The following is a 25,736-nucleotide window of genomic DNA, read 5'->3' as shown; positions in this document are numbered from 1 at the left end:
GCAGTTGGCCATAGTGGCGCCGCAACGCATCCTGAAAGCGATGATGTATAAGACGTTTTAATAATAAAAAAGGCATTAACTATAACCACTATATCATTTATATCAACACTGTATAGACGGTAACGAAAAATAATATAGGTGGTTATAAGAGGGTGAAAAGCGCGGAGAGAAAGGAAAACGACACGGCAGAGGCATCCATGGCCCCTGCCGGCCGCCAGAGCAGGAAAAGCGCCCTTTTCCTGCCTGATAATGGTCAGTTACTTTTTAGCTTCCGTCCATTTACCGTCGATAAAGAAGGCAGACCAGCCGGTCGCTTTGCCCTCTTTTTCGGACGCTACGTACTGTTGCTTCGTTTTACGGCTAAAGCGCACCAGCGTCTTATTGCCTTCCGGATCCTGCTGCGGCGCATCGGCGAGATAACGCAGTTTTTCCGGCAGACGATCGCGGAAGCGGTACAGCTCTTCCACCAGCGGCGCGCGCGTTTCCCGTGATTTCGGGAAGGTGTTGGCCGCCAGGAAGACGCCCGCGGCCCCGTCACGCAGCACGAAATAGGCGTCTGACTTCTCGCACGGCAGCTCCGGCAGCGGCACCGGATCTTCCTTCGGCGGCGCCACTTCCCCATTGCGCAGGATCTTACGCGTATTCTTACACTCGTCGTTGGTACAAGCCATGTACTTCCCAAAACGCCCCATCTTCAGGTGCATCTCGGAGCCGCACTTCTCGCACTCCACTACCGGACCGTCATAGCCCTTGATGCGGAACTCGCCCTCTTCAATCTCATAGCCATCGCAGGTCGGGTTGTTACCGCAGACGTGCAGTTTACGCTTGGGATCGATAAGGTAGCTGTCCATCGCCGTACCGCACTTCTGGCAGCGGCGTTTGGCGCGCAGCGCGTTAGTTTCGGCGTCATCGCCTTCCAGCACGTTGAGGACTTCGTTTTCCGGCACCAGGTTAATGGTGGTTTTGCAGCGCTCTTTCGGCGACAGGGCATAGCCCGAACAGCCGAGGAAAACGCCGGTGCTGGCGGTACGGATACCCATTTTACGGCCGCAGGTCGGGCAGTCGATGCTGGTAAGCACCATCGGGTTCGGCTGCATGCCGCCCTCTTCCGGATCTTTCTCCGCCGTCTCCAGCTGGGTGGTAAAATCGCCGAAGAAGTGGTTCAGCACCTCTTTCCACTCGGCCTGGTGGTTAGCCACCTGATCGAGACGATCTTCCATCTGCGCGGTGAAGTCGTAGTTCATCAGATCGCGGAAGTTCTCTTCCAGTCGGTCGGTGACGATCTCGCCCATTTTCTCCGCGTAGAAACGACGGTTTTCCACTCGCACGTAACCACGATCCTGAATGGTGGAGATAATCGAGGCATAGGTCGATGGACGGCCGATGCCGCGTTTTTCCAGCTCTTTAACCAGCGAGGCTTCGCTGAAGCGCGCCGGCGGCTTGGTAAAGTGCTGCGCAGGCGTCAGCTCGACCAGGCTCAGCTGGTCGCCCTGTTTGACCAGCGGCAGGGTCCGGTCTTCATCGCCCTTGCGCAGGGCCGGCATCACTTTGGTCCAGCCGTCGAAGCGTAAGGTACGACCGCGCGCTTTCAGTTTGAAATCGCCCGCCGCCACGGTCAGCGTCGTGGAGTCGTACTGCGCCGGCGTCATCTGACAGGCGACAAACTGGCGCCAGATCAGCTGATACAGTTTCTGCGCATCCGCTTCCATATCTTTCAGCGTTTCCGCCAGCACGTTCACATCAGACGGACGAATCGCTTCGTGCGCTTCTTGTGAATTTTCTTTGCTGGCGTACTGATTCGCGCTTTCCGGCAAATATTTTTTACCAAACTTATCGCTGATATAACCGCGAACCATGTTCAGCGCGTCCTGACTCAGGTTGGTGGAGTCGGTACGCATATAGGTGATGTGCCCCGCCTCATAGAGACGTTGAGCCATCATCATGGTCTTTTTCACGCCGAAGCCGAGGCGGGTGCTGGCCGCCTGCTGCAGGGTGGAGGTGATGAACGGCGCGCCCGGCTTACTGCTGGTCGGCTTGTCTTCCCGCTCCAGTACGCTGTAGCTGGCTTTTTCCAGCAGCGATACCGCCGCCATCGTCTCATCACGGCTGACCGGACGGAATGGCTTATCATCCTTATGGGTCACCTGCAGCGGCAGCGCGTCGCCGCCCGGCGTGGTGGTACTGGCATCAACTTCCCAGTACTCTTCCGGGACGAACGCTTTGATTTCACGCTCACGCTCCACCACCAGGCGGACCGCGACGGACTGCACGCGCCCGGCAGAAAGACCACGGGCGATTTTTTTCCATAGCAGCGGCGAAACCATATAACCCACCACGCGGTCCATAAAGCGACGCGCCTGCTGGGCGTTAACCCGATCGATATTCAGCTCGCCCGGCTTTTCGAAAGCCTGACGAATGGCGTTTTTGGTGATCTCATTGAACACCACGCGGCTGTAACGCTGCTCATCGCCGCCGATGACTTCCCGCAGGTGCCAGGCAATGGCTTCCCCTTCGCGGTCAAGGTCGGTTGCGAGATAGATGTGGTCAGCTTTTTCCGCCAACTGTTTGAGTTCTGAAACTACCTTTTCTTTACCCGGAAGTACTTCATAATGCGCATTCCAGTCATGCCATGGGTCCACGCCCATGCGGTTAACCAGAGCACCACGTTCGTCCTTTTTAGGCTTTTTAGCCCCTTTGGTGGCGGTAGAGTCGGTGCTCTTTTTGGAAGCTGATCCACTGGTCGGCAAATCGCGGATATGACCGACGCTGGATTTCACCACGTAGTCATTACCCAGATACTTATTGATCGTTTTGGCTTTTGCCGGGGACTCAACGATAACGAGAGCTTTACCCATATTCACCTTTACCTAATTTGATTCATCCAGGAATACATCGCACATTCATACACCCTCCACTGGCGACTGCCTCATATGTTGCGGCACCGTCGGTGAATATCAACCCAGAACACCTGTTTCAACTCCGTAAAACCAGGCACTTGAGTTTACTGACCTTTTTTCGTCAGGTGACATAGCACGAAGAATTTTTGGCCGAATGTCAAGCAAATCTGTTGCCAGATCGCCGAAAGCGTCACACTGTACCTGATAAAATTCGTTACGCAACTTTATTAGCATGCAAAAGCGAATCACGCCAGTAAACGGCTGTTTCTCCACTGGTTACGATTACCCCTGTTTTGTCCATGGAAAATTTGCCCCGCGCCGCCGCGCGGCGTAAACTACGCCCGGAGAAAAAGAGGAGTCCGTTATGCAAGGTACAACCCAACCAATCGATCGCCAGACGCTGCTCGAAAAAGCCAACAAACTTATTCGCGAACATGAGGATACGTTAGCCGGTATCGAAGCCACCGACGTCGTTCAGCGCAACAATGTCCTGGTGTTTAGCGGTGAGTTTTATCTTGATGAGCAGGGTCTGCCGACGCCAAAGAGTACAGCGGTATTTAATATGTTTAAGTACCTCGCCCATGAGCTGTCGGACAAATATCACCTTGTCGATTAAGACCGGCGTAAATTAAGACCGCTCTAAACGAGAACGCGAGGCAGAGCCTCGCGTTTTATCATCTACATCAGCGGCTTCTGTCCGCGCTGCCACCAGCGCAGCAGCAGTCGATCGGCACTCTCCGCCGCGCTACCGGTGAAGCGATCGAGCATTTTCTTACGCTGTTGATAACGCACCCCGATCACCTCGTGGCTTTCCATTAATCCCAGCAGCAGCTCATCGCTGGTTTCAACCGCATCCACCAGCCCTTTTTCCAGCGCCTGTACCCCGTACCAGTGCTCGCCAGTGGCCACCTGCTCAATATCAAGGCCCGGGCGCATCCGATGGACGAAATCCTTGAACAAATGGTGCGTCTCATTGAGATCCTCGCGGAACTTGCGCCGTCCTTCTTCAGTGTTTTCACCCAGCATAGTGAGCGTTCGTTTGTACTGTCCGGCGGTGTGCAGTTCGATATCAATATCTTTGTTCTTCAGGAAACGGTGCAGGTTTGGGATCTGCGCCACCACGCCAATAGAGCCGAGGATCGCAAACGGCGCCGAGACAATTTTGTTCGCCACGCAGGCCATCATATAGCCGCCGCTGGCCGCCACTTTATCGACCGCCACCGTCAGCGGGATCTGTTTGTCACGCAAGCGCTGCAGCTGAGAGGCAGCCAGCCCGTAGCCGTGCACCACCCCGCCGGGGCTTTCCAGACGAATCACCACCTGATCGCGCGCTTTCGCCGCGGCCAGCACCGCGGTGATCTCTTCGCGCAGGCTGGTGACCTCATGGGCATCCATACTACCTTTGAAATCCAGCACCCAGGCGCGCGGCTTGCCTTCCGGCTCCACGTTACCCAGCTTCGCCCGCGCTTTCGCCGCCTTCGCCTCTTGCTTTTGCTTTTTCTTCTGCGACTTATGCCACTGCTTCTGCTGCGGGCCATCCAGCAGGGCCACCGCCAGCGACTCCTTCATCTCTTTATAATGCTCGCTAAGATTCGTCACCCGCAGCTCGCCGCGCTGCTTCTTGCGCTGGGCCAGGTTGACGATAATAGCGGCAATCACCGCGATAGCGACGACAACGGTCGCGATCTTGGCTAAAAATAAGCCATATTGAGCAAGTAATTCCACGTTTTCACCTTGTGTAAAGCACTGACGTTGCTGCACAGTGTACATCAGCCCCTGGCGAGAAGTCTTTGTGCTTTGTGTCCTCTGCGCAGCGGATTCCGTTTTTTTTCAGCGAGGCTGAAATCGTTGCAAGATATTAATTTTGTGAATACTTTCCGCTTCGCCGATTGCAATGGCGGGCGCTTTCAGGCATAACAGCGCAAAAGTGAGATACCAAAGATGAAGCGCGATCGAGAGCCGATCGCCAAAGGAGTCGCCGTGCATTATCAACCGCAACGCCACTTGCTGAAAGATCGCATCATTCTGGTCACCGGGGCCAGCGACGGAATTGGCCGTGAAGCGGCCCTGACCTACGCCCGCTACAGCGCCAGCGTGATTCTGCTTGGCCGCAACGACGAAAAACTGCGCGCCGTCGCCCAGGAGATTGAACGCGAGGGCGGTATTTCCCCCCGCTGGTTTACTCTCGACCTGCTAACCTGCACGCCGCAGGCGTGTCAGCAGCTGGCGCAGCAGATCAGCATGCACTATCCCCGCCTTGACGGCGTGCTGCACAATGCTGGCCTGCTCGGCGATATCTGCCCGATGGATGAGCAGAAACCGGAGGTCTGGCAGCAGGTGATGCAGGTGAACGTCAATGGCACCTTTATGCTGACCCAGGCGCTTCTTCCTTTATTACTCCGTTCCGAATCAGGTTCGCTGGTCTTTACCTCATCCAGCGTCGGTCGTCAGGGTCGCGCCAACTGGGGCGCCTATGCCGTCTCCAAATTCGCCACCGAAGGGATGATGCAGGTGCTGGCCGACGAGTACCAAAGCCGCCACCTGCGCGTGAACTGCATCAACCCTGGCGGTACCCGCACCGGCATGCGCGCCAGCGCGTTTCCGACGGAAGATCCGCTGAAACTGAAAACCCCCGCTGACATTATGCCCGTCTATCTGTGGCTGATGGGCGACGACAGTCGTCGCAAGACGGGAATGACCTTCGACGCCCAACCGGGGCGTAAACCAGGAATTGCCCAATGAGTGATGAACGCTACCGCGAACGCCAGCAGCGGCTGAAAGATAAAGTTGACGCCCGGGTGGCGGCGGCCCAGGACGAACGCGGCATTGTGATGGTCTTTACCGGCAACGGCAAAGGCAAAACCACCGCCGCCTTTGGCACCGCGACCCGCGCCGTCGGCCACGGCAAAAAAGTCGGCGTGATCCAGTTTATTAAGGGGACCTGGCCTAACGGCGAGCGTAATCTGCTGGAGCCACACGGCGTCGAATTCCAGGTAATGGCGACAGGCTTTACCTGGAACACCCAGGACCGCGACAGCGACACCGCCGCCTGTCTGGCGGTCTGGGAGCATGCCCGCCGTATGCTTGCCGACGACCAGCTCGATCTGGTGCTGCTGGACGAACTGACCTACATGGTGGCCTACGATTACCTGCCGCTGGAGGCGGTGCTGAGCGCCCTACGTGAGCGTCCTGCCCACCAGTCGGTGATCATCACCGGCCGCGGCTGTCATCGCGATATTATTGAACTTGCGGATACCGTCAGCGAGCTGCGCCCGGTGAAACATGCTTTTGATGCCGGCATTAAAGCACAGATGGGGATTGACTACTGAGGGCCGGATACGGCGAAAGGAAGTCCGCGTTCCGGCGCAAAACCACCGGAACGCGCAACATTAACCGTTGGTCTTATTGCGGGTACTGGAACGGCGGTTGCTGTTATTACCCTGGCGCGGGTTAGCGCTGCTCTGGCTGTGGCGCTTCACCGCCCGGCGGATCTGATTGGCTTTCAACCGGCGACGATCTTTTTCAACGGCGACCTTAGAGCTGGTTTCCGGAGTGAGTTCCACCAGCTCGCGCAGGTAGTTGGTCTGCGCCAGGTCCAGCTCGGTATAGCCGCCGCGCGGCAGGCCTTTCGGCAGCAAAATATCGCCATAGCGCACGCGGATCAGGCGGCTGACCTGCACGCCGACCGCTTCCCACAGGCGACGCACTTCGCGGTTACGCCCTTCGGTCAGGGTGACGTTATACCACTGGTTAATCCCTTCACCGCCGGTGAATTTAATGGTTTTAAACGCCGCCGGACCATCCTCTAGCTGCACGCCGCGAGACAGCTGACGCAGCTTATCTTCATCCACCTGGCCGAAAACGCGAACGGCGTACTCACGCTCGACTTCACGGCTCGGGTGCATCAGACGGTTTGCCAGTTCGCCGTCGGTGGTGAACAGCAGCAGGCCGCAGGTGTTGACGTCCAGACGACCAACGGCAATCCAGCGCGCGCCGCGCAGTTTAGGCAGACGATCGAACACCGTCGGGCGCCCTTCCGGATCGTTACGGGTGCACAGTTCGCCTTCCGGCTTGTAGTAAGCCAGCACGCGGCAGATCTGCTCAGCGGACTCTTTCACCGAGATCAGATGGCCATCGATACGAATTTTTAAACCGGGGACGATTTCCACACGGTCGCCGAGGGTGGCGATTTTGCCATCGACGCTGACGCGGCCAGCTTCGATTTTCGCTTCAATTTCACGGCGGGAGCCGTGGCCGGCGCGGGCCAGCACTTTTTGCAGTTTCTCGCTCATTGAGCTTCCTTAAGGTGTCGCCTTCCCAGGCGTCTGGTATGCTTTATGAAACAATGAGGCCTTTATCAACAACTCATTGTTACGTATATACTTTTTACGTAAAGTCTCGCTGGCATGCGCAAAACATTCACCGCGAGCCCGTAATCGTGGCCGAACATACTACACTAACTTCGTCGGGAAAGCTTCTGTTCGCCACATTGCGCCTTGAGTATGGAACAGATTTTGCGCGGACGCTTAAATTTGCGAGCAGCCTGAACCTGAAAAGACCTGGTGGGTCATTGATTATCAATCCGGGAAAGGAAATTTACAGATAACCCGCCTCCAGCGTGGATATAGCAAGAGGTGGAATGCAGAAGCCATCCTCTGGATTTGATGGATAATTATTTTTTTAACGCCCCCATGACCAGGCGAAATAATTCCGGCGGATTATTGGTCGCGTCTAAAGCGCCATGCTGTTTTGCTTGTTCCTTATGCTGAGCAGTATTGGAGCTCGCATAGATAATGTATGGAATGTCTTTGCCCTTTCTTCTTAGCTCATCCAGGAGAGTATATCCCGCACGATCATCCCCAGGCCTCTTCATATCGGAAATAATCACATCAAACGACTGATTTTTTAGTCTTTCGAGAGCCTCGTCGGTAGATACTACATTAACAAACCTTATGCCCAGAGCTTCCATGGACTGACGTTCAAAGCGATTACCATTGGGTCTGTCATCAACCCATAAGATGACGGCATCACCCGCTCTTCGCAATACTCTCGGCGTTACAGCCTGAGTCACTACGTTGACGTCATCCAGAACGCTTTGCTCTACATTACCCTCGCCTTTAGCAATGGTACCTTTGCTGGCCAATGCAGCGGCAAGATTGGCACTAGACTCAGCCCCTTTATTGAAGGTCTCGACTTCAAAGCCGGGACCTTTAATGGAAAGGCGGCTGAGGTTTTCAAGAAACCGGTTGATTGCAGTTCCAAATCGACATAGAAAAAACAGAACAATAGCGGGCCAAATAACAACATTGATTAACGATATCAGCTCATGAAGCATAACCAGGTTCTCCCATGAGACTTTCAGGAGCCAGACAGGCTCCTGACCTTCGAGCGTTGCTTCAGCCCACTTTTCGTCAGATTACAGAAACGGCTTCACGTCGCCGACGCCTTCGCGCAGCACCACCGGAGCGTCTTCAGTGAGATCGATAACCGTGGTCGGCTGCTGTCCAAGGAAGCCGCCGTGGATAATGAGGTCCACGACTTTCTCCAGACGATCTTTGATCTCTTCCGGGTCGGATTCGGTAAAGTCGCTGCCGGGCAGCATCAGCGAGGTGGAGAGCATCGGTTCGCCTAAGGTCTCAAGCAACGCCTGAGCGATAGGGTTGGATGGGACGCGCATACCAATGGTTTTACGCTTCTCCTGCAGCAGCCGGCGCGGCACCTCTTTCGTTCCTTTGAGGATAAAAGTGTAGTTGCCCGGCGTATTGTTTTTCATCAGGCGAAACGCCACGTTGTCCACAAAGGCGTAGGTTGACAGTTCGGACAGGTCGCGGCACATCAGGGTGAAGTTGTGTCCGTCCGGCAGCTGACGGATGCGGCAGATCCGCTCCATCGCGCCCTTGTCTTCAATTTTGCAGCCCAGCGCGTAGCCGGAGTCAGTAGGATAAACGATCACCCCGCCCTTACGCACAATCTCCACCGCCTGGTTAATCAACCGCGCCTGCGGGTTATCCGGATGGATATAAAAAAACTGGCTCATACTTCCCTCTCAATTTTTATTCGGCGGCCGCTTCCCAGCTGTGCCAGACGCCTTCGACGCCGGCAGGGAGCCAGAGCTTACGGCCAAGCTCGATCCACGCGCAGGGCTGATGGAAATCGGATCCCTGCGACGCCAGAAGACCAAACTGCACGGCCAGGGCGGCCAGTTGAGCGCGTTCGTGGGGCGCCTGCTGGCACTGGGCCACTTCCATGGCATCACCGCCCTGCTCGCTAAAGTGGGCCAACAGCCGCTTCAGCCACTTGGCGGAAAGATCGTAACGTCCGGGATGGGCTATCACCGCCTTGCCGCCAGAATGATGAATGACATCAATTGCTTGTTTTATTGTACACCACTGCGGCGGCACGTAACCGGTTTTCCCACGGGCAAGGTATTTTTTGAAGACCTCCGCCATGTTCTTCGCGTGGCCGGCCTCCACCAGAAAACGGGCAAAATGGCCGCGGGTGACGGCGCCACCGTCCGCCAGCCGCAGCGCCCCTTCCCAGGCGCCGGGGATGCGCGCCTTCTCCAGACGCTCGGCTATCATCTGCCCGCGCTGCTGGCGCCGCGCTTTCTGCTCCTCCAACAGGGCGGTCATCGCCGGGTGCGCAATATCAATATTGAGACCCACAATATGAATCTCGTGATTCTCCCAGAGGGTGGAAATCTCGACGCCGTTCACCAGGGTCAAGGGTAATCCGGCGCGGGCAATCTCTTCCCGGGCCGCCGGGATAGCCGCCACGCTGTCATGGTCGGTGATCGCCAGCGTGCCAACGCGCATCTCATGGGCGCGATGGACCAGTTCCTGCGGAGTCAGCCGCCCGTCAGAGGCGGTGGTATGGCTGTGCAGATCGTAAATCACTGCGTATTGGCTGTCGCTCAAAAGGACTCCTGCTGGACATCAACGTAAATAAGCGCATTATCATACCGACAGGCAGAGAAAATCTGCAAACAAGGGTTGACTTTATTCCATCGAACTAGTTAACTAGTACGCAAGTTCACATGAAGGGGTATCACGATGAAAATGCACTTTATCACTCTGCACAGCTGGTGGCGCACCTCCTGATAACGGGCGGCGTGATCGCGTTTTGCATTCAGCATACAGATACCCGGCCCGCCAATGAGCGGGCTTTTTATTGGACAAAAATAATACGAACAGGCGAGAACAATAATGCAAACATCCAAACCGGCACTCGAGCTTCTCACCAGCGACGCCATCTACCGGGAGAACCCGACGGCGTTATTCCACCAACTGTGCGGCGCCCGTCCGGCCACCCTGTTGCTGGAATCGGCTGACATCGACAGCAAAGATGACTTAAAAAGCCTTCTGCTGGTCGACAGCGCGCTGCGCATCACTGCCCTCGGTGACACTGTCACCATTCAGGCCCTCTCCGCCAACGGCGCCGCGCTGCTGGAGCTGCTGGACGGCGCGCTGCCCTCCGGGATCGCCAATCAGCGCCAGCCCAACGGCCGCATCCTGACCTTCCCGGCGGTCAGCTCCCTGCTCGATGAAGACGCCCGCCTCTGCTCGCTGTCAGTGTTTGACGCCTTCCGTCTCCTGCAGGAGCTGGTGACCGTCCCGGCCAACGAGCGTGAAGCGATGTTCTTCGGCGGCCTGTTCGCCTATGACCTGGTGGCCGGCTTTGAAGATCTGCCGCCGCTGCAGAGCGACACTGCCTGCCCGGACTACTGTTTCTATCTGGCGGAGACCCTGCTGGTCATCGACCATCAGACCAAGCATACCCGCATCCAGGCAAGCCTGTTCACGCCGCTGGAGAGTGAAAAACAGCGCCTGGAGCAGCGCCTGAGCCAGCTGCGCCAGCAGCTGAACGAGCCGCCGCTGCCGCTGCCGGTCACCACCGTGGCCGAAATGCGCTGCGACGTTGACCAGAGCGATGAAGAGTACGGCGCGGTGGTGCGCAAAATGCAGCGCGCGATCCGCGCCGGGGAAATCTTCCAGGTGGTCCCTTCCCGCCGCTTCTCGCTGCCCTGCCCGTCGCCGCTGGCCGCCTATGATGTGCTGAAGAAGAGTAACCCCAGCCCGTATATGTTCTTTATGCAGGACAACGATTTCACCCTGTTCGGCGCCTCGCCGGAGAGCTCGCTGAAGTACGATGCCGTCAGCCGTCAGATTGAGATCTACCCCATCGCCGGCACCCGGCCGCGCGGCCGCCGCGCCGACGGTTCGCTGGATCGCGATCTCGACAGCCGTATCGAACTGGAAATGCGCACCGATCACAAAGAGCTTTCCGAGCACCTGATGCTGGTGGACCTGGCGCGCAACGATCTGGCCCGCATCTGCACCCCGGGCAGCCGCTATGTCGCCGATTTAACCAAGGTTGACCGTTACTCCTTTGTCATGCATCTGGTCTCCCGGGTGGTGGGTGAACTGCGTCAGGATCTTGATGTGCTGCACGCCTACCGCGCCTGCATGAACATGGGCACTCTCAGCGGCGCGCCGAAGGTTCGCGCCATGCAGTTGATTGCCGCCGCCGAAGGTAAACGACGCGGCAGCTACGGCGGCGCGGTGGGCTATTTCACCGCCCACGGCGACCTCGACACCTGCATCGTCATCCGTTCCGCCTACGTGCAGGAGGGTATCGCTACCGTCCAGGCCGGAGCCGGCATTGTGCTCGACTCGGTTCCCCAGTCGGAAGCGGATGAGACCCGAAATAAAGCCCGCGCGGTGCTGCGCGCCATTGCCCAGGCCCATCACGCGAAGGAGATTTTCTGATGGCTGACATTCTGCTGCTCGATAATATCGATTCTTTCACCTATAACCTGGCAGACCAGCTGCGCGCCAACGGCCATAACGTGGTCATTTACCGTAACTCCGTTCCGGCGCAGGCGCTGATTGAGCGTCTGGGCACCATGGACAACCCGGTGCTGATGCTCTCCCCTGGCCCGGGTACGCCAAGCGAAGCCGGCTGCATGCCGGAATTGCTGACCCGCATGCGGGGCAAGCTGCCGATCATCGGCATCTGCCTCGGCCACCAGGCCATTGTCGAAGCCTACGGCGGCTATGTCGGCCAGGCGGGCGAGATCCTCCATGGCAAAGCCTCCAGCATTGAGCACGACGGCCAGGCGATGTTTGCCGGTCTGGCTAACCCGCTGCCGGTGGCGCGCTACCACTCGCTGGTCGGCAGCAATATTCCCGCCGGGCTGACGATTAACGCCAATTTCAACGGCATGGTGATGGCGGTGCGTCACGATGCGGATCGGGTGTGCGGCTTCCAGTTCCATCCGGAATCGATCCTCACCACCCAGGGCGCGCGACTGCTGGAGCAGACTCTGGCCTGGGCGCTGCAGAAGCTGGAGCATACCAACACCCTCCAGCCGATCCTGGAGAAACTGTACCAGGCGGAAACCCTGAGCCAGCAGGAGAGCCACCAGCTGTTCTCCGCCGTGGTGCGCGGCGAAGTGAAGCCTGAACAGCTGGCCGCCGCGCTGGTCAGCATGAAAGTGCGCGGCGAGCAGCCGCAGGAAATTGCCGGCGCCGCCACCGCGCTACTGGAAAACGCCGCGCCGTTCCCGCGCCCGGACTACCTGTTTGCCGACATCGTCGGCACCGGTGGCGACGGCAGCAACAGCATTAATATCTCCACCGCCAGCGCGTTTGTCGCCGCCGCCTGTGGATTGAAAGTGGCGAAGCACGGCAACCGCAGCGTCTCCAGTAAATCAGGCTCTTCCGACCTGCTGGCGGCCTTCGGCATTAATCTCGATATGAACGCCGATAAATCCCGCGCGGCGCTCGATGAGCTGGGCGTCTGCTTCCTGTTCGCGCCCAAGTATCACACCGGTTTCCGCCACGCGATGCCGGTCCGTCAGCAGTTGAAGACCCGTACCCTGTTTAATGTGCTGGGACCGCTGATCAACCCGGCGCATCCGCCGCTGGCGCTGATTGGCGTCTACAGCCCGGAGCTGGTGTTGCCGATTGCGGAAACCCTGCGCGTACTCGGTTATCAGCGCGCGGCCGTGGTGCACAGCGGCGGGATGGATGAAGTCTCGCTGCATGCGCCCACGGTGGTCGCCGAGCTGCATGCCGGAGAAATCAAAAGCTATCAGTTGACCGCCGACGACTTCGGCCTGACGCCTTACCATCAGGCGCAGCTGGCGGGCGGTACGCCGGAAGAAAACCGTGACATTCTGACGCGCTTGCTACAAGGTAAAGGTGAAGCCGCTCACGAAGCCGCCGTCGCCGCCAACGTCGCCATGTTGATGCGTTTACACGGGCATGAAGATCTGAAAGCTAACGCTCAGCAGGTACTGGATGTGCTGCACAGCGGCGCGGCCTATGACAGAGTGACCGCCTTAGCGGCAAGAGGGTAAAGAATGCAGACCGTTTTAGCAAAAATCGTTGCCGACAAAGCGATTTGGGTGGAAGCCCGCAAACAACAACAACCGTTAGCCAGTTTTCAGAATGAGGTCGTCCCGACGCAGCGCAATTTCTATGACGCGCTGGCCGGCACCCGCACCGCGTTTATTCTCGAGTGCAAAAAGGCCTCGCCGTCGAAGGGGTTGATTCGCGAAGATTTCGATCCGGCGGCGATCGCCAGCATCTACAAACACTACGCCTCGGCGATCTCGGTGCTGTGTGATGAGAAATATTTCCAGGGCAGCTTCGATTTTCTGCCGATCGTCAGCAAGGTCGCGCCGCAGCCGATCCTGTGTAAGGACTTCACCATCGACCCTTACCAGATCTACCTGGCGCGCTACTATCAGGCCGACGCCTGCCTGCTGATGCTCTCGGTGCTCGACGATGAACAATATCGTCAGCTCTCCGCGGTGGCTCACAGCCTGAATATGGGCGTGCTGACCGAAGTCAGCAATGAAGAGGAGCTGGAGCGCGCCATCGCTCTGAAGGCGAAGGTGGTGGGCATTAACAACCGCGACCTGCGCGATATGTCGATTGACCTTAACCGCACCCGTCAGCTGGCGGCGCGTCTCGGCCCGGATGTCACGGTGATCAGCGAATCCGGCATCCATACCTATGCCGAAGTGCGTGAGCTGAGCCACTTCGCCAACGGCTTCCTGATCGGCTCCGCCCTGATGGAGCAGGCGGATCTGGAAGCGGCGGTCAAACGCGTGCTGCTCGGCGAGAACAAAGTGTGCGGCCTGACGCGCCCACAGGATGCCCAGGTGGCCTGGGAGTCCGGCGCCATTTACGGCGGCCTGATCTTCGTCCCGACCTCGCCGCGGGCGGTAAATGACGCCCAGGCCAAAGCGGTGATCGCCGCCGCGCCGCTGCAGTACGTCGGCGTCTTCCGCAATGCGCCGCTGGACGAGGTGGTCGCCCGCGCCCAGGCCCTGGGGCTGGCCGCCGTGCAGCTGCACGGTGATGAAGACCAGGCCTATATCGACGCGCTGCGCGACGCCCTCGCGGATAACGTCCGCATCTGGAAAGCGTTGAGCGTTGGTGAAACGTTGCCGGCCCGTACACTCCGCCATGTCGATAAGTATCTGCTCGACAACGGCCAGGGCGGCAGCGGCCAGCGTTTTGACTGGAGCCTGCTGCAGGGCCAGGATCTGCGCAACGTTATGCTGGCCGGCGGCCTCGGCGCCGATAACTGTGTGGAAGCGGCCAAAAGCGGCTGTGCCGGACTCGATTTCAATTCAGGCGTAGAGTCGCAACCCGGGATTAAAGACGCCAGCAAGCTGGCCTCCGTTTTCCAGACGCTGCGCGCATATTAAGGAGCAATAATGAGCACTTTACTGAACCCCTACTTCGGCGAATTCGGCGGCATGTATGTGCCGCAGATCCTGATGCCCGCCCTGCGCCAGCTGGAAGAAGCCTTTGTCAGCGCGCAGAAGGACCCGGCCTTTCAGGCGGAATTCACCGACCTGCTGAAAAACTACGCCGGTCGTCCGACGGCCCTGACCAAATGCCGGAACCTGACCGAAGGGACCCGCACCACCCTGTACCTGAAACGCGAAGATCTGCTGCACGGCGGCGCGCACAAAACCAACCAGGTACTGGGCCAGGCTCTGCTGGCCAAACGGATGGGCAAAACCGAAATTATCGCCGAGACCGGCGCCGGCCAGCACGGCGTCGCCTCAGCGCTGGCCAGCGCCCTGCTCGGCCTGAAATGCCGTATCTACATGGGCGCTAAGGACGTCGAGCGCCAGTCGCCGAACGTCTTCCGTATGCGCCTGATGGGCGCCGAAGTGATCCCGGTGCACAGCGGTTCCGCCACGCTGAAAGATGCCTGTAACGAGGCGCTGCGCGACTGGTCCGGCAGCTACGAGAAGGCGCACTATATGCTGGGCACCGCCGCCGGTCCGCACCCGTTCCCAACCATCGTGCGTGAATTCCAGCGCATGATTGGCGAAGAGACCAAAGCGCAGATCCTCGAAAAAGAGGGACGCCTGCCGGACGCGGTGATCGCCTGCGTCGGCGGCGGGTCAAACGCCATCGGCATGTTCGCTGATTTTATCGAGGAAACCCACGTCGGCCTGATCGGCGTAGAGCCTGCCGGGCACGGTATCGAAAGCGGGGAGCACGGCGCGCCGCTGAAGCATGGTCGCGTTGGGATCTACTTCGGCATGAAGTCGCCGATGATGCAAACCGCCGACGGCCAGATCGAGGAATCTTACTCCATTTCCGCCGGGCTGGACTTCCCGTCCGTTGGGCCGCAGCACGCGTTTCTGAACAGCACCGGGCGCGCCGACTATGTGTCGATCACCGACGACGAAGCGCTGGACGCGTTCAAAGCGCTCTCCCGCCACGAAGGGATCATCCCGGCGCTGGAGTCCTCGCACGCCCTGGCCCACGCGCTGAAGATGATGCGCGAAAACCCGGAAAAAGAGCAGCTGCTGGTGGTTAACCTCTCCGGCCGCGGCGATAAAGACATTTTCACCGTACACGACATCCTGAAAGCGCGAGGGGAAATCTGATGGAACGCTATGAGACGCTGTTTGCCCAACTAAAAAACCGCCAGGAAGGCGCCTTCGTCCCCTTTGTGACCCTTGGCGATCCGGGACCGGAGCAGTCGCTGAAAATTATCGATGCGCTGATCGAAGGCGGCGCCGATGCCCTTGAGCTGGGGATCCCCTTCTCCGACCCGCTGGCGGACGGCCCGACCATCCAGGGCGCGGCCCTGCGCGCCTTCGCCGCGGGGGTGACCCCGGCGCAGTGCTTTGAGATGCTGGCGGCGATCCGCCAGAAGCATCCGACGATCCCAATCGGCCTGCTGATGTACGCCAACCTCGTCTTCAGCCCGGGTATCGATGAGTTCTATGCCCAGTGCGCCCGCGTCGGCGTCGACTCGGTGCTGGTCGCCGACGTGCCGGTGGAAGAGTCCGCCCCGTTCCGCCAGGCGGCGATGCGCCATAACATCGCGCCGATTTTCATCTGCCCGCCCAATGCGGATGACGATTTACTGCGCCAGATTGCCTCATATGGCCGCGGCTACACCTATCTGCTGTCGCGCGCCGGGGTGACGGGTGCGGAAAATCGCGCTGCGCTGCCGCTGCACCATCTGGTGGAGAAGCTGGCGGAATATCACGCCGCGCCGCCGCTGCAGGGCTTTGGCATCTCCGCGCCGGAGCAGGTGAGCGCCGCCATTGACGCCGGCGCCGCCGGGGCGATCTCCGGTTCCGCCATCGTCAAAATCATCGAACGCCATCTTGATGAGCCGCAGGCCATGCTCGAGGAGCTGAAAGCCTTCGTCCAGAGCCTGAAGGCGGCGACCAAAACCGCCTGACCGTCAGCCGCCTGGCCTTGCGCCGGGCGGCGATTTCCTCGCGTTAGCTCCCCTTCCACGTCATCTTGCACGCCTGCACATCAGACTGAACGATGATCGACACCTTGACGCCAGGCGATGCGCTTTAACGTGGAAATTGATGGCGGGCGGATACCGAAGATTTGCACCATGTTGAAAGTAAAAATATCGCTCTCCCTGGTACAGGAGAGCGATAGGTCAGGCAATCAATATTGCCCGAATATCATTGACGTTGGTTAACGTTGGGCCGGTCATTACCAGGTCATCGAGCGCATGAAAATAGCTATAGCTATCGTGTACATCAAGATAACTAGCCGCATTTAGACCACCCATTTTGCCGCGTGTTAGCGTGTCCGGGAATACCAGCGCACCTGCTGCATCTTCCGTTCCGTCGATACCATCACTGTCGCCGGCGATTGCCCATATACCGCTTTCTCCCTGCAACGCACAGGCCAGACTGAGCGCAAATTCAGTATTACGACCCCCTTTCCCGTGCTGACCCTGACTTACCGTCACGGTGGTTTCGCCCCCCGACAATAGCACTGCCGGACCGGAAACCGGATGACCATATTGCTTCACGGATTTAGCAATCCCGGCCATAACAATGGCCACTTCACGACTTTCGCCTTCTAACGCATCGCCGAGAATAAGCGGCGTCAGTCCGTGTCTGCACGCAGCCAGCGCGGCAGCCTGCAAAGCCAGCTGCGGCGTGGCAATGAGTTTTACTTCGCTGTTCACTACGCTTTCAACCGGGCCTGCCGGCTGGCTTAGCAGTTTATGAACAGGTTCCGGGGTCTGAATACCGTAGCGCTGAAGTACCCGAAGCGCATCAAGCGGCGTGCTGTCATCGGCGACAGTAGGACCTGATGCCACATCTGCCGGGTTATCCCCCGGCACATCGCTGATAATCAGTGACACAATACGGGCCGGTTGCGCCATTCTTGCCAGCTTGCCGCCTTTCACCGCGGAGAGATGACGACGTACCAGATTCATCTCTTTGATATTGGCACCGCTGTGCAGTAGCGCGCGGGTAATGGCCTGCTTATCTTTCAATATTAATCCTGGTGCGGGCAGCGCCATCAACGCCGAACCGCCACCGGAAATGAGCGCCAGCACCAGGTCATCAGAGGTCAATCCGCGCAGCGCTTCCACAATCAGCATTGCGGCAACTTCGCTCATCGAATCCGATACCGGATGAGCAGCCTCGATAATCCGGATGCGACCAGCAGGCACCGCGTAACCGTAACGCGTCACCACCACGCCAGACACATCCACATCCGGCCAGGCTGCATCCACAGCCGCTGCCATTGCAGCCGAGGCTTTACCGGCACCGATTACCACGCAGCGGCCACGCGGTTTTTCCGGCAGGTTAGACAGGATCGCAGGCCCGGCTCGGGCGCTGTCGACAGCATGCTGAAAAATATCCTGCAGGATCTCTGCAGGCTGTTCATTTATCATGGTTATACGGTCTCGGCGATATTTGCTCTGGCTTCAATAAATTCCACTACAGCGCGGGTGACGTCCGCGGTACTGGCCGTTCCACCGACATCTGGCGTCAGAATGCCTTTCTCACAAACATATTCGATACTTTCCATAATCATCGCCGCGGCGTTACGCTCTCCCAGATGTTCAAGCATCTGTACCGCAGTCCAGAAGGTTGCTATCGGGTTAGCAATGCCTTTGCCGGTGATATCAAAAGCTGAACCATGGATAGGTTCGAACATGGAAGGGAAGCGGCGTTCCGGATCAATATTGGCGGTCGGCGCTACGCCCAGACTGCCCGCCAGCGCGCCGGCCAGATCGGAAAGGATATCGGCATGCAAATTGGTGGCAACGATGGTATCCAGGGTCTGGGGATGCAGCGTCATGCGGTGCGTCATCGCATCGACCAGCATCTTGTCCCACTGCACATCCGGGAATTCCTGCGCCACCTCGGCGGCAATCTCATCCCACATCACCATTCCGTGGCGCTGGGCGTTGGATTTAGTCACCACGGTCAGCAGTTTTCGTGGACGAGACTGCGCCAGTCTGAAGGCATAGCGCATAATGCGAGTAACCCCGACGCGGGTGAAGATGGCCACCTCGGTGCCGACTTCTTCCGGTAAGCCACGGTGTGCACGGCCGCCGTTACCGGAATACTCACCTTCGGAGTTTTCGCGCACAATCACCCAGTCAAGATCGCCGGGCCCGCGGTTGCGCAGCGGTGAGGTGACACCCGGCAGGATTTTGGTTGGACGCACGTTGGCGTACTGGTCAAACCCCTGGCAAATTGGCAGGCGCAGACCCCAGAGTGTGATGTGGTCAGGGACATCCGGTGCGCCCACCGCGCCGAAGTAAATGGCATCAAATTTTTTTAGTGTGTTCAGCCCTTCTTCCGGCATCATCACGCCATGTTTTTTGTAATAGTCCGACCCCCAGTCAAAGGTCTCCACATCAAACTTCAGCTGCGGATCGTGGCGTGTCAGTGCATGCAGCACTTCAACACCTGCCGAGATGACTTCAGGACCAATACCGTCGGCAGGTATGGCGGCAATTTTATAGTTACGCATAGTAAATTCTCCGGTTAATGAGTATGAGGATGAGTGAGTTCTGCCGTTTGCGGTTTACCCGCCCCGGCAGAAAGGATCAGGACAATGAGGGCCGAAATAGCCAGCAATCCGGCGACAAAGTACAGGCCCCAGGTGTAGCTACCGGTCTGCTCGCGGATCACGCCAATCATCATCGGGCCGACAAAGCCGCCCAGATTGCCGATGGAGTTAATCGTGGCAATACCCGCGGCCGCAGCCGGGCCGCTGAGGAACACAGTAGGCATACTCCAAAGGGGCGGTTTCGAGGCGCTGATGCCTGCGGTGACCAGGGTTAAGGCAACAATCACGGTAAACAGTGTGCTGACGTTACCGGCGTAAATCAGACCGGCTGCTGCCAGCAGGCAGGCACCAATCACATGCCAGCTGCGCTCTCTGGTGCGGTCAGAATGCCGCGCCCACAGGATCATGGCGATGACGCCGATGACCGCCGGGAAGGCGTTGAGGAAGCCAATCTCCAGTGAGGTAGCACCGAAGCTGCGGATGATTTGCGGGGACCAGATGCCAAGTGTGTACAAGCCGGCAGAAGTACCGAAATAGACCAGCGCCAGAGCCAGTACCCGCTTATCCGCCAGTCCTTTCCATGCGCTGCTGTGGTTCTGTTTTGCCGCCCGGGCCAGCTCCTCGGCCTGCATGGTGTTTTCCAGCCATGCACGCTCTTCGTCAGTCAGCCATTTGGCTTTGGCCGGACGATCGGTAAGAAAGAACAGAACCACAACGCCGAGTATCAGCGCTGGCAAGGCTTCCAGCACAAACATCCACTGCCAGCCGGCGTAGCCGAGAAAGCCATGCATCTCCAGCAGGGCGGCAGAAACAGGCGATCCCAATGCTGTAGAGAGCGGGGCTGCGGCCATAAAGATGGCGGTAACCTGCGCGCGTCTGGCTGCCGGGAACCAATAACTGAGATAAAGGATAATTCCCGGGAAGAAACCGGCTTCCGCTACACCGAGTAGAAAACGCAGAATGTAGAAGCTCGTCGTACCCTGCACAAAAGCCATGCAGCCAGAGACCAGGCCCCAGGTGATCATGACGCGGGCAATCCAGATGCGGGCACCTACTTTATGGAGAATTAAGTTTGACGGCACCTCAAACAGAAAGTACCCCAGGAAGAAGATGCCGGCGCCCAGCCCAAAAACGGTAGGTGAAAAACCCAGATCCTGATTCATGGTCAGGGCGGCAAAGCCAATGTTGACACGGTCGAGGAAGGCAATGAAGTACAGCAGCATGATGAAAGGAATAATGCGCAGGGTAACCTTGCGCATCACCTTCTTTTCGAGGTCGTTTTTCATGACGGATGCTCCATAGTGATGTAGGGTTGTTATCGTTTTGTAATAAACCCAGTATGAAGTTTTGAACCGCTTTATCATCGGCATGGCTTTATATAAATAATTTGCATAATCAGGTTTTGGTGAAAAAATGGATATAAATCAGCTACGTTGCTTTGTGGTATTGGGTGATGAGCTTCACTTCGGCCGTGCTGCCCGTAAACTTGAAATGATGCCTGCGTCACTGAGTCGCTTCATCAAACTGCTGGAAGATGATTTGGGGATAAGACTACTGAATCGATCGACCCGCAATGTGTCGCTAACGCCTGAAGGTGCCGCCTTTTTAAATGAGGCCAAAACGGTCATTGCTGATTTCGATGCGCTACGGCAGCGATTCCGTAAAAATAGCCTGCTGCAGAAAAGGACGTTGCGGATCGGAGCTATCGATAGCGCAGCCAAAGGATTACTTCCTGAACTGCTTAATCTTTTCGTCAGGCGTTTTCCGGAGGCAGACATTCATCTTACGGAAGATAAATCTCATAAACTTATCCCCCGACTCATTTCAGGATGGCTGGATGTGGTCTTTGTACGTCCGCCGGAACATATTGATGCCACGCTGACAACACGTTTTATCGCCAATGAAACCTGCGTGCTCGCCGTGCCCGCTAACCACCGCCTGGTCAGTTATGACGAAGTCAGTATCGATGACTTCCGACACGAGCCGGTTATCGTGCCGGAAAGAGGCACCCGGCGTCACAGCCATGACCTGACAATGAATATTTTCAAGGAGGGTGGCAGCATGCCTGTCATCGCGCAGTATGCCGAAGAGAAGCAGACTATCCTGAGTTTTGTTGCCGCTGGACTGGGCATTGCTCTGGTGCCTGCGTCATATAAAGATATGAATGCGGACGGCGTGAAATACCTTAAGCTCGCGCCCAAAAAACATATCGAAGGCCTTCCCCTCAGCGCGATGTGGCATCAGGGAAATAACACTATCTATTTGCGATCCCTACTGGAGATACTTTCCGACAATATCGACGAGCTGACCCGTGATTTGTGACGGAAAAAGATGATTGTTGCGCCGGGGCGGCAACACGCGAGAATTTAGTTCGGTTGCTTACAGGCGAGCCCCTGGGCTTCCAGTTTCTTCACCTGGCGACTGACGGTGGTGTAATCGCGCCCTAAATGATCCGCCAGCTCACCCCCCACCGGCCATGACGCCCTACCGCCATCAGCAGCGGAAACAGCATCTGTTCCAGCTGGACGCCAGCCGCCTGGAGGTTCTGCTCATCGCGCACCGGCTGGTTCATCACGCTGATGCTATCCAGCAGCGCACGGTCTTTACCCTTGGATAAAAATCGCTTCCGCACAAAAGATGGGGTTGATATCTTAAATGAGAAATATTATCTTTCTCATTACTGAATAGTTGAGTAAATAACTCAGGTATTCAGTACGACATTGCTCACATTGCTTCCAGTATTTTTGCCCGCACTTGTGCGGGCTTTTTTTTACTCACAACACACCTCACGCACCAGCTGCCACAGCCGGCGGTCAAGCCGCAGGGGCTGCTGGGCGTGATGTCCTCCGGCCAGGGCAGTCTGACGAACAATCTCGGCGGCCAGCGGGAGCTCTACCGCGGAAGTAAAGCCGCGCTGAATATGTTCATGCGCAGCTTCGCCGCTCGCCCCACCTCGGCCTGCCACCCGCTGGTAGTGATGGCTCCGGGATGGATCCGCACCGAGCTCGGCGGGGCCGACGTCCCCTGACCATCGAAGAGACCATCCCATGCCTGGTGAACGTCCTGCTCGACAAGCAGCGGCGCCCGGGACTGGAGTTTCCGGATTACCAGGGCCGCACGGTGCCCTGGTAAGCCCGCCGGGACGCCTGCCTCCGGGCGTCCTCCGGCGCCCGCCCGGCGTCATTGATCCCAGATCACCACGCCATGTACCGCTTTGTCCCGCCGCCTTTGCCGAGCTAATTCGCCTTTTTTGTTCAAAATTTATGAAATTTGTAAACGGTGGTGAAGAAATCAGTTTAAACGTCAACTTTTCTGTGTAAATATTAAGGCGAATGATAACTATTCTTTTTATCATTTATAGAGTCACGCCGGGTCAGCGCAAGCCAGACGACGAATAACGTCGCTTTTGCGCGGCGTGATATGTGCGAATAACTAAAAATAAGCCTGCATTTATCATGGAAAAAAACGCTTCTCTGCCGTTTGGCAGTTTCAACTCATTGGCATTGTTTACGGGTCTGTGTCTGGGGGCCGCGCCGGCAACCGGCATGGCAGCGGAAAAATCAGTCAAAAATAATGAAGAGACGCTGGTGGTGGAAGCCGCCCCGCCTTCGCTTTATTCTCCCGGGGCCTCCGCCGATCCCAAGTTTAATAAACCGCTGGTGGATACCACTCGCACCATCACCGTGATCCCCGAACAGGTCATTAAAGATCAGGGCGTCACCAACCTGACTGACGCCCTCAAGAACGTCCCTGGCGTCGGGGCGTTTTACGCCGGGGAGAATGGCAGCTCAACCACCGGGGACGCCATCTTTATGCGCGGCGTGGACACCTCCAACAGTATTTATGTGGACGGCATTCGCGATATCGGCAGCGTGACGCGGGATACCTTCAATACCCAGCAGGTGGAAGTCATCAAAGGGCCCGCCGGCACGGACTATGGCCGCAGCGCGCCCTCCGGCTCGATCAATATGATCAGCAAACAGCCGCGTCTTGACTCCGGGATCGACGGTTCGGCCAGCATCGGCAGCGCCTGGTCGCGCCGGGGTACCCTTGATCTTAACCAGGCCTTCGGCGACAACGCCGCGTTTCGCCTCAACCTGATGGGCGAAAAAACCCACGACGCCGACCGGGATAAGATTGAGAACGAGCGCTACGGCATCGCTCCGTCGCTGGCCTTCGGACTCGATACCCCAACCCGTCTGTATCTGAACTATCTCCACATCCGGCAGAACAACACCCCGGATGGCGGGATCCCCACCGTCGGCCTGCCGGGCTATTCAGCGCCTTCGCCGAAGTATGCCGCGCTCAATTCCGCCGGTAAGGTCAATACCAGCAATTTCTATGGCACCGACTCCGATTATGATAAATCCACCACCGACAGCGGCACCCTGCGCTTCGAACACGATCTGACGGACAATACCACCGTGCGCAATACCACCCGCTGGTCGCGGGTGAAGCAGGAGTATCTCCTGACTGCGGTGATGGGCGGCGCGAGCAATATCACTGCCCCCGACATCAATGACGTCAATACCTGGAGCTGGTCACGGCTGGTTAATACCAAAGATGTCAGCAACCGCATTCTGACCAACCAAACCAATATCACCTCGACCTTCAATACCGGCTCGATAGGCCATGACGTTAGCGCCGGCGTGGAGTTTACCCGGGAAAACCAGACCAACTATGGCGTCAACGCCCTGACCGCCCCGGCGGTGAATCTCTATCATCCGGTGAGCAGCCTGTCGATTGGCGGGCTGGACAGAAACGGGGCGAACGCCAACGGCCAGACCGATACCTTCGGCATTTATGCCTTCGATACGCTGGCGCTGACCGATCGGGTTGAGGTCAACGGCGGGCTGCGTCTCGACAGTTACCATACCAAATATGACAGCGCCACCGCCTGCGGCGGCAGCGGACGCGGGGCTGTCGCCTGCCCGCCAGGACAGTCGACCGGCAGCCCGGTCACCACAGTCGATACCGCCAAATCCGGTAACCTGGTTAACTGGAAGGCCGGGGCGCTGTATCGCTTAACCGAGCAGGGCAATATCTACGTCAACTATGCCATCTCGCAGCAACCGCCGGGGGGCAGCAGCTTCGCGCTCGCCGCCAGCGGCAGCGGCAACAGCGCCAACCGGACCGACTTTAAACCGCAGAAGGCGAAATCCAGCGAACTGGGCACCAAGTGGCAGATCCTCGACAAGCGCCTGCTGCTCAGCGCGGCGTTATTCCGTACCGATATTGAAAACGAAGTTGCCGCCAACGATGACGGAACCTGGTCGCAATACGGCAAAAAGCGCGTGGAGGGGTATGAGCTCTCCGCGACCGGGAACCTGACCCCAGACTGGACGATCATCGCCGGCTACACCCAGCAGCATGCCAAGGTGACAGAGGGGCAGAATGTGGCGCAGGATGGCTCTTCCGCGCTGGCCTACACCCCGAAACATGCCTTTACGCTGTGGACGCAGTATCAGGCCACCAGCGATTTGTCCGTCGGCGGCGGCGTGCGCTATGTCGGAAGCCTGCGCCGGGGCAGCGATGGCGCGGTGGGTACCCCGGATCATACCGAGGGCTACTGGGTCGCCGACGCCAAACTGGGCTATCGGGTCAACAGCAACCTCGATCTGCAGCTCAATATGTACAACCTGTTTGATACCGATTACGTGGCTTCGATCAACAAGAGCGGCTATCGCTATCATCCGGGCGAACCCCGTACCTTTATGCTGACGGCGAACGTCCATTTCTGAGTCTGTACGTGGGGCCATCGCGCCCCACCTTTTTGAGAGGACACCGCAATGATGTATCACATTCCTGACGTGCTAACGGCGGACCAGGTGGCTGAATATGCCCGCCTGCTGGCGCAGGCCGAATGGGTTGACGGGCGGGTTACCGTCGGCAGCCAGGGGGCGACCGTCAAACAAAACCAGCAGATCGATACCCGCACGCCGCTGTACGCCCGTCTGCAGGCCGCCGTACTCGACGCGCTGCGCGGCCATCCGCAGTTTTTTTCCGCCGCGCTGCCGCGGACGATTTCCGCACCGTTGTTTAATCGCTACGGGCCGGGGGAGACCTACGGCTTTCATGTCGATGGCGCGGTGCGTCAGAACGGCGAAGCGGGCTGGATGCGGACCGATTTATCGGCGACGCTGTTTCTCTGCGAACCGGAAAGCTATGAGGGAGGCGAACTGGTCATTGAAGACACCTATGGCCAGCATCGGGTGAAGCTCCCGGCCGGGCATCTGGTGCTCTATCCCGCCAGCAGCCTGCACTGCGTCACCCCGGTCACCCGCGGCGTACGCCAGGCCTCTTTCCTGTGGATCCAGTCGATGGTCCGCGACGATAAGCAGCGCGCGATGCTCTACGACCTGGACCGCACGATCCAGTCGCTCAAAACGCGCTTTGGCGACGGAGAAGAGGTGCTCTCCCTGCTCAATATGTATCACAACCTGCTGCGCCAGTGGACGGAAGTGTGATCCGCAGGCGAAGGGGTATCGCAGGGAGG

At 58.0% G+C, this 25,736-nt stretch carries 20 protein-coding genes, 2 pseudogenes and 1 other annotated feature; of the genes and pseudogenes, 12 read left to right on the top strand and 10 right to left on the bottom strand.

Annotated elements, in window-relative coordinates; all coding sequences use genetic code 11:
* Nucleotides 1-257: 257 nt before the first annotated feature.
* Nucleotides 258-2,855: a type I DNA topoisomerase gene (gene topA / locus MKR05_RS01840; RefSeq protein WP_023289334.1), complete on the bottom strand. Its 2,598-nt coding sequence runs from the start codon at nucleotides 2,853-2,855 to the stop codon at nucleotides 258-260.
* Between the two features lie 406 nt (nucleotides 2,856-3,261).
* Here topA and MKR05_RS01835 point away from each other — a divergent pair, with 406 nt between their 5' ends.
* Nucleotides 3,262-3,513 carry a YciN family protein gene (locus MKR05_RS01835; RefSeq protein WP_002901761.1) on the top strand — a complete coding sequence of 84 codons (252 nt, stop codon included), beginning with the start codon at nucleotides 3,262-3,264 and terminating at the stop codon, nucleotides 3,511-3,513.
* Between the two features lie 62 nt (nucleotides 3,514-3,575).
* On the opposite strand, the gene sohB is transcribed toward MKR05_RS01835, so the two are convergent.
* Nucleotides 3,576-4,622: a protease SohB gene (gene sohB, locus MKR05_RS01830; RefSeq protein WP_032429135.1), complete on the bottom strand. Its 1,047-nt coding sequence runs from the start codon at nucleotides 4,620-4,622 to the stop codon at nucleotides 3,576-3,578.
* 255 nt (nucleotides 4,623-4,877) lie between these two features.
* On the opposite strand from sohB, the gene MKR05_RS01825 reads away from it, so the two are divergent.
* A complete protein-coding gene (locus MKR05_RS01825; protein WP_032452539.1) occupies nucleotides 4,878-5,639 on the top strand; it encodes a YciK family oxidoreductase in 762 nt (253 codons plus the stop codon).
* Nucleotides 5,636-6,226: a cob(I)yrinic acid a,c-diamide adenosyltransferase gene (gene cobO, locus MKR05_RS01820; protein WP_023289331.1), complete on the top strand. Its 591-nt coding sequence runs from the start codon at nucleotides 5,636-5,638 to the stop codon at nucleotides 6,224-6,226. The genes MKR05_RS01825 and cobO overlap by 4 nt, the downstream gene beginning before the upstream one ends.
* 60 nt (nucleotides 6,227-6,286) lie before the next feature.
* On the opposite strand, the gene rluB is transcribed toward cobO, so the two are convergent.
* From rluB to rnm, 4 genes are all read right to left on the bottom strand, one after another.
* Entirely contained in the window at nucleotides 6,287-7,189 is a 903-nt protein-coding gene (gene rluB, locus MKR05_RS01815; protein WP_023289330.1) for a 23S rRNA pseudouridine(2605) synthase RluB, read from the bottom strand.
* A gap of 380 nt (nucleotides 7,190-7,569) precedes the next feature.
* Entirely contained in the window at nucleotides 7,570-8,232 is a 663-nt protein-coding gene (locus tag MKR05_RS01810; RefSeq protein ID WP_065812737.1) for a response regulator, read from the bottom strand.
* Nucleotides 8,233-8,313: 81 nt separating this feature from the next.
* Nucleotides 8,314-8,934, bottom strand: coding sequence for an L-threonylcarbamoyladenylate synthase (locus MKR05_RS01805; RefSeq protein ID WP_065883008.1), 621 nt, complete (start codon nucleotides 8,932-8,934; stop codon nucleotides 8,314-8,316).
* A gap of 16 nt (nucleotides 8,935-8,950) precedes the next feature.
* Complete coding sequence (gene rnm, locus MKR05_RS01800) at nucleotides 8,951-9,814, bottom strand: RNase RNM (RefSeq protein WP_023289327.1); 864 nt, start codon at nucleotides 9,812-9,814, stop codon at nucleotides 8,951-8,953.
* A 159-nt stretch (nucleotides 9,815-9,973) separates the two neighbouring features.
* Nucleotides 9,974-10,069 (top strand) — a sequence feature (Trp leader region).
* 33 nt (nucleotides 10,070-10,102) lie between these two features.
* Here rnm and MKR05_RS01795 point away from each other — a divergent pair.
* Genes MKR05_RS01795 through trpA form a run of 5 tightly spaced genes read left to right on the top strand, consistent with a single transcriptional unit; the run spans nucleotide 10,103 to nucleotide 16,634 of the window.
* A complete protein-coding gene (locus tag MKR05_RS01795; protein WP_023289326.1) occupies nucleotides 10,103-11,665 on the top strand; it encodes an anthranilate synthase component 1 in 1,563 nt (520 codons plus the stop codon).
* Complete coding sequence (gene trpD, locus MKR05_RS01790) at nucleotides 11,665-13,260, top strand: bifunctional anthranilate synthase glutamate amidotransferase component TrpG/anthranilate phosphoribosyltransferase TrpD (RefSeq protein WP_023289325.1); 1,596 nt, start codon at nucleotides 11,665-11,667, stop codon at nucleotides 13,258-13,260. The genes MKR05_RS01795 and trpD overlap by 1 nt, the downstream gene beginning before the upstream one ends.
* 3 nt (nucleotides 13,261-13,263) lie before the next feature.
* Complete coding sequence (gene trpCF, locus MKR05_RS01785; protein WP_023289324.1) at nucleotides 13,264-14,622, top strand: bifunctional indole-3-glycerol-phosphate synthase TrpC/phosphoribosylanthranilate isomerase TrpF; 1,359 nt, start codon at nucleotides 13,264-13,266, stop codon at nucleotides 14,620-14,622.
* 9 nt (nucleotides 14,623-14,631) lie between these two features.
* Entirely contained in the window at nucleotides 14,632-15,825 is a 1,194-nt protein-coding gene (trpB, locus tag MKR05_RS01780; protein ID WP_032452535.1) for a tryptophan synthase subunit beta, read from the top strand.
* Complete coding sequence (gene trpA / locus MKR05_RS01775) at nucleotides 15,825-16,634, top strand: tryptophan synthase subunit alpha (RefSeq protein ID WP_065812736.1); 810 nt, start codon at nucleotides 15,825-15,827, stop codon at nucleotides 16,632-16,634. The genes trpB and trpA overlap by 1 nt, the downstream gene beginning before the upstream one ends.
* 216 nt (nucleotides 16,635-16,850) lie before the next feature.
* Here trpA and MKR05_RS01770 read toward each other — a convergent pair whose 3' ends face one another.
* The 3 genes from MKR05_RS01770 to MKR05_RS01760 are packed head-to-tail and all read right to left on the bottom strand — an operon-like array spanning nucleotide 16,851 to nucleotide 20,526.
* Nucleotides 16,851-18,110, bottom strand: coding sequence for a glycerate kinase (locus MKR05_RS01770; protein WP_238875504.1), 1,260 nt, complete (start codon nucleotides 18,108-18,110; stop codon nucleotides 16,851-16,853).
* A gap of 2 nt (nucleotides 18,111-18,112) precedes the next feature.
* Complete coding sequence (locus tag MKR05_RS01765; protein WP_004203857.1) at nucleotides 18,113-19,201, bottom strand: tartrate dehydrogenase; 1,089 nt, start codon at nucleotides 19,199-19,201, stop codon at nucleotides 18,113-18,115.
* Between the two features lie 14 nt (nucleotides 19,202-19,215).
* On the bottom strand, nucleotides 19,216-20,526 hold the full coding sequence (locus tag MKR05_RS01760; protein ID WP_101976734.1) for an MFS transporter: 1,311 nt from the start codon (nucleotides 20,524-20,526) through the stop codon (nucleotides 19,216-19,218).
* Nucleotides 20,527-20,653: 127 nt separating this feature from the next.
* Here MKR05_RS01760 and MKR05_RS01755 point away from each other — a divergent pair, with 127 nt between their 5' ends.
* Nucleotides 20,654-21,562 carry a LysR family transcriptional regulator gene (locus MKR05_RS01755; protein WP_004203855.1) on the top strand — a complete coding sequence of 303 codons (909 nt, stop codon included), beginning with the start codon at nucleotides 20,654-20,656 and terminating at the stop codon, nucleotides 21,560-21,562.
* Nucleotides 21,563-21,609: 47 nt separating this feature from the next.
* Here MKR05_RS01755 and MKR05_RS01750 read toward each other — a convergent pair.
* Nucleotides 21,610-21,872 (bottom strand): annotated as a pseudogene (locus tag MKR05_RS01750) (MarR family transcriptional regulator); the annotation flags it as partial.
* A 171-nt stretch (nucleotides 21,873-22,043) separates the two neighbouring features.
* On the opposite strand from MKR05_RS01750, the pseudogene MKR05_RS01745 reads away from it, so the two are divergent.
* From MKR05_RS01745 to ybiX, 3 genes and pseudogenes are all read left to right on the top strand, one after another.
* Nucleotides 22,044-22,372: pseudogene (locus tag MKR05_RS01745) on the top strand (short-chain dehydrogenase); the annotation flags it as partial.
* A 323-nt stretch (nucleotides 22,373-22,695) separates the two neighbouring features.
* A complete protein-coding gene (locus MKR05_RS01740; RefSeq protein ID WP_275298596.1) occupies nucleotides 22,696-24,981 on the top strand; it encodes a catecholate siderophore receptor Fiu in 2,286 nt (761 codons plus the stop codon).
* Between the two features lie 48 nt (nucleotides 24,982-25,029).
* Entirely contained in the window at nucleotides 25,030-25,707 is a 678-nt protein-coding gene (gene ybiX / locus MKR05_RS01735) for a PKHD-type hydroxylase YbiX (protein ID WP_032428774.1), read from the top strand.
* The last annotated feature ends 29 nt before the right edge of the window (nucleotides 25,708-25,736 follow it).

Source organism: Klebsiella sp. K5-204 (assembly GCF_030128585.1).
GTDB classification, from domain to species: domain Bacteria; phylum Pseudomonadota; class Gammaproteobacteria; order Enterobacterales; family Enterobacteriaceae; genus Klebsiella; species Klebsiella quasipneumoniae.
Note: the sequence above shows the minus strand (reverse complement) of the source record. Positions and strands in the feature narration are given on the sequence as shown.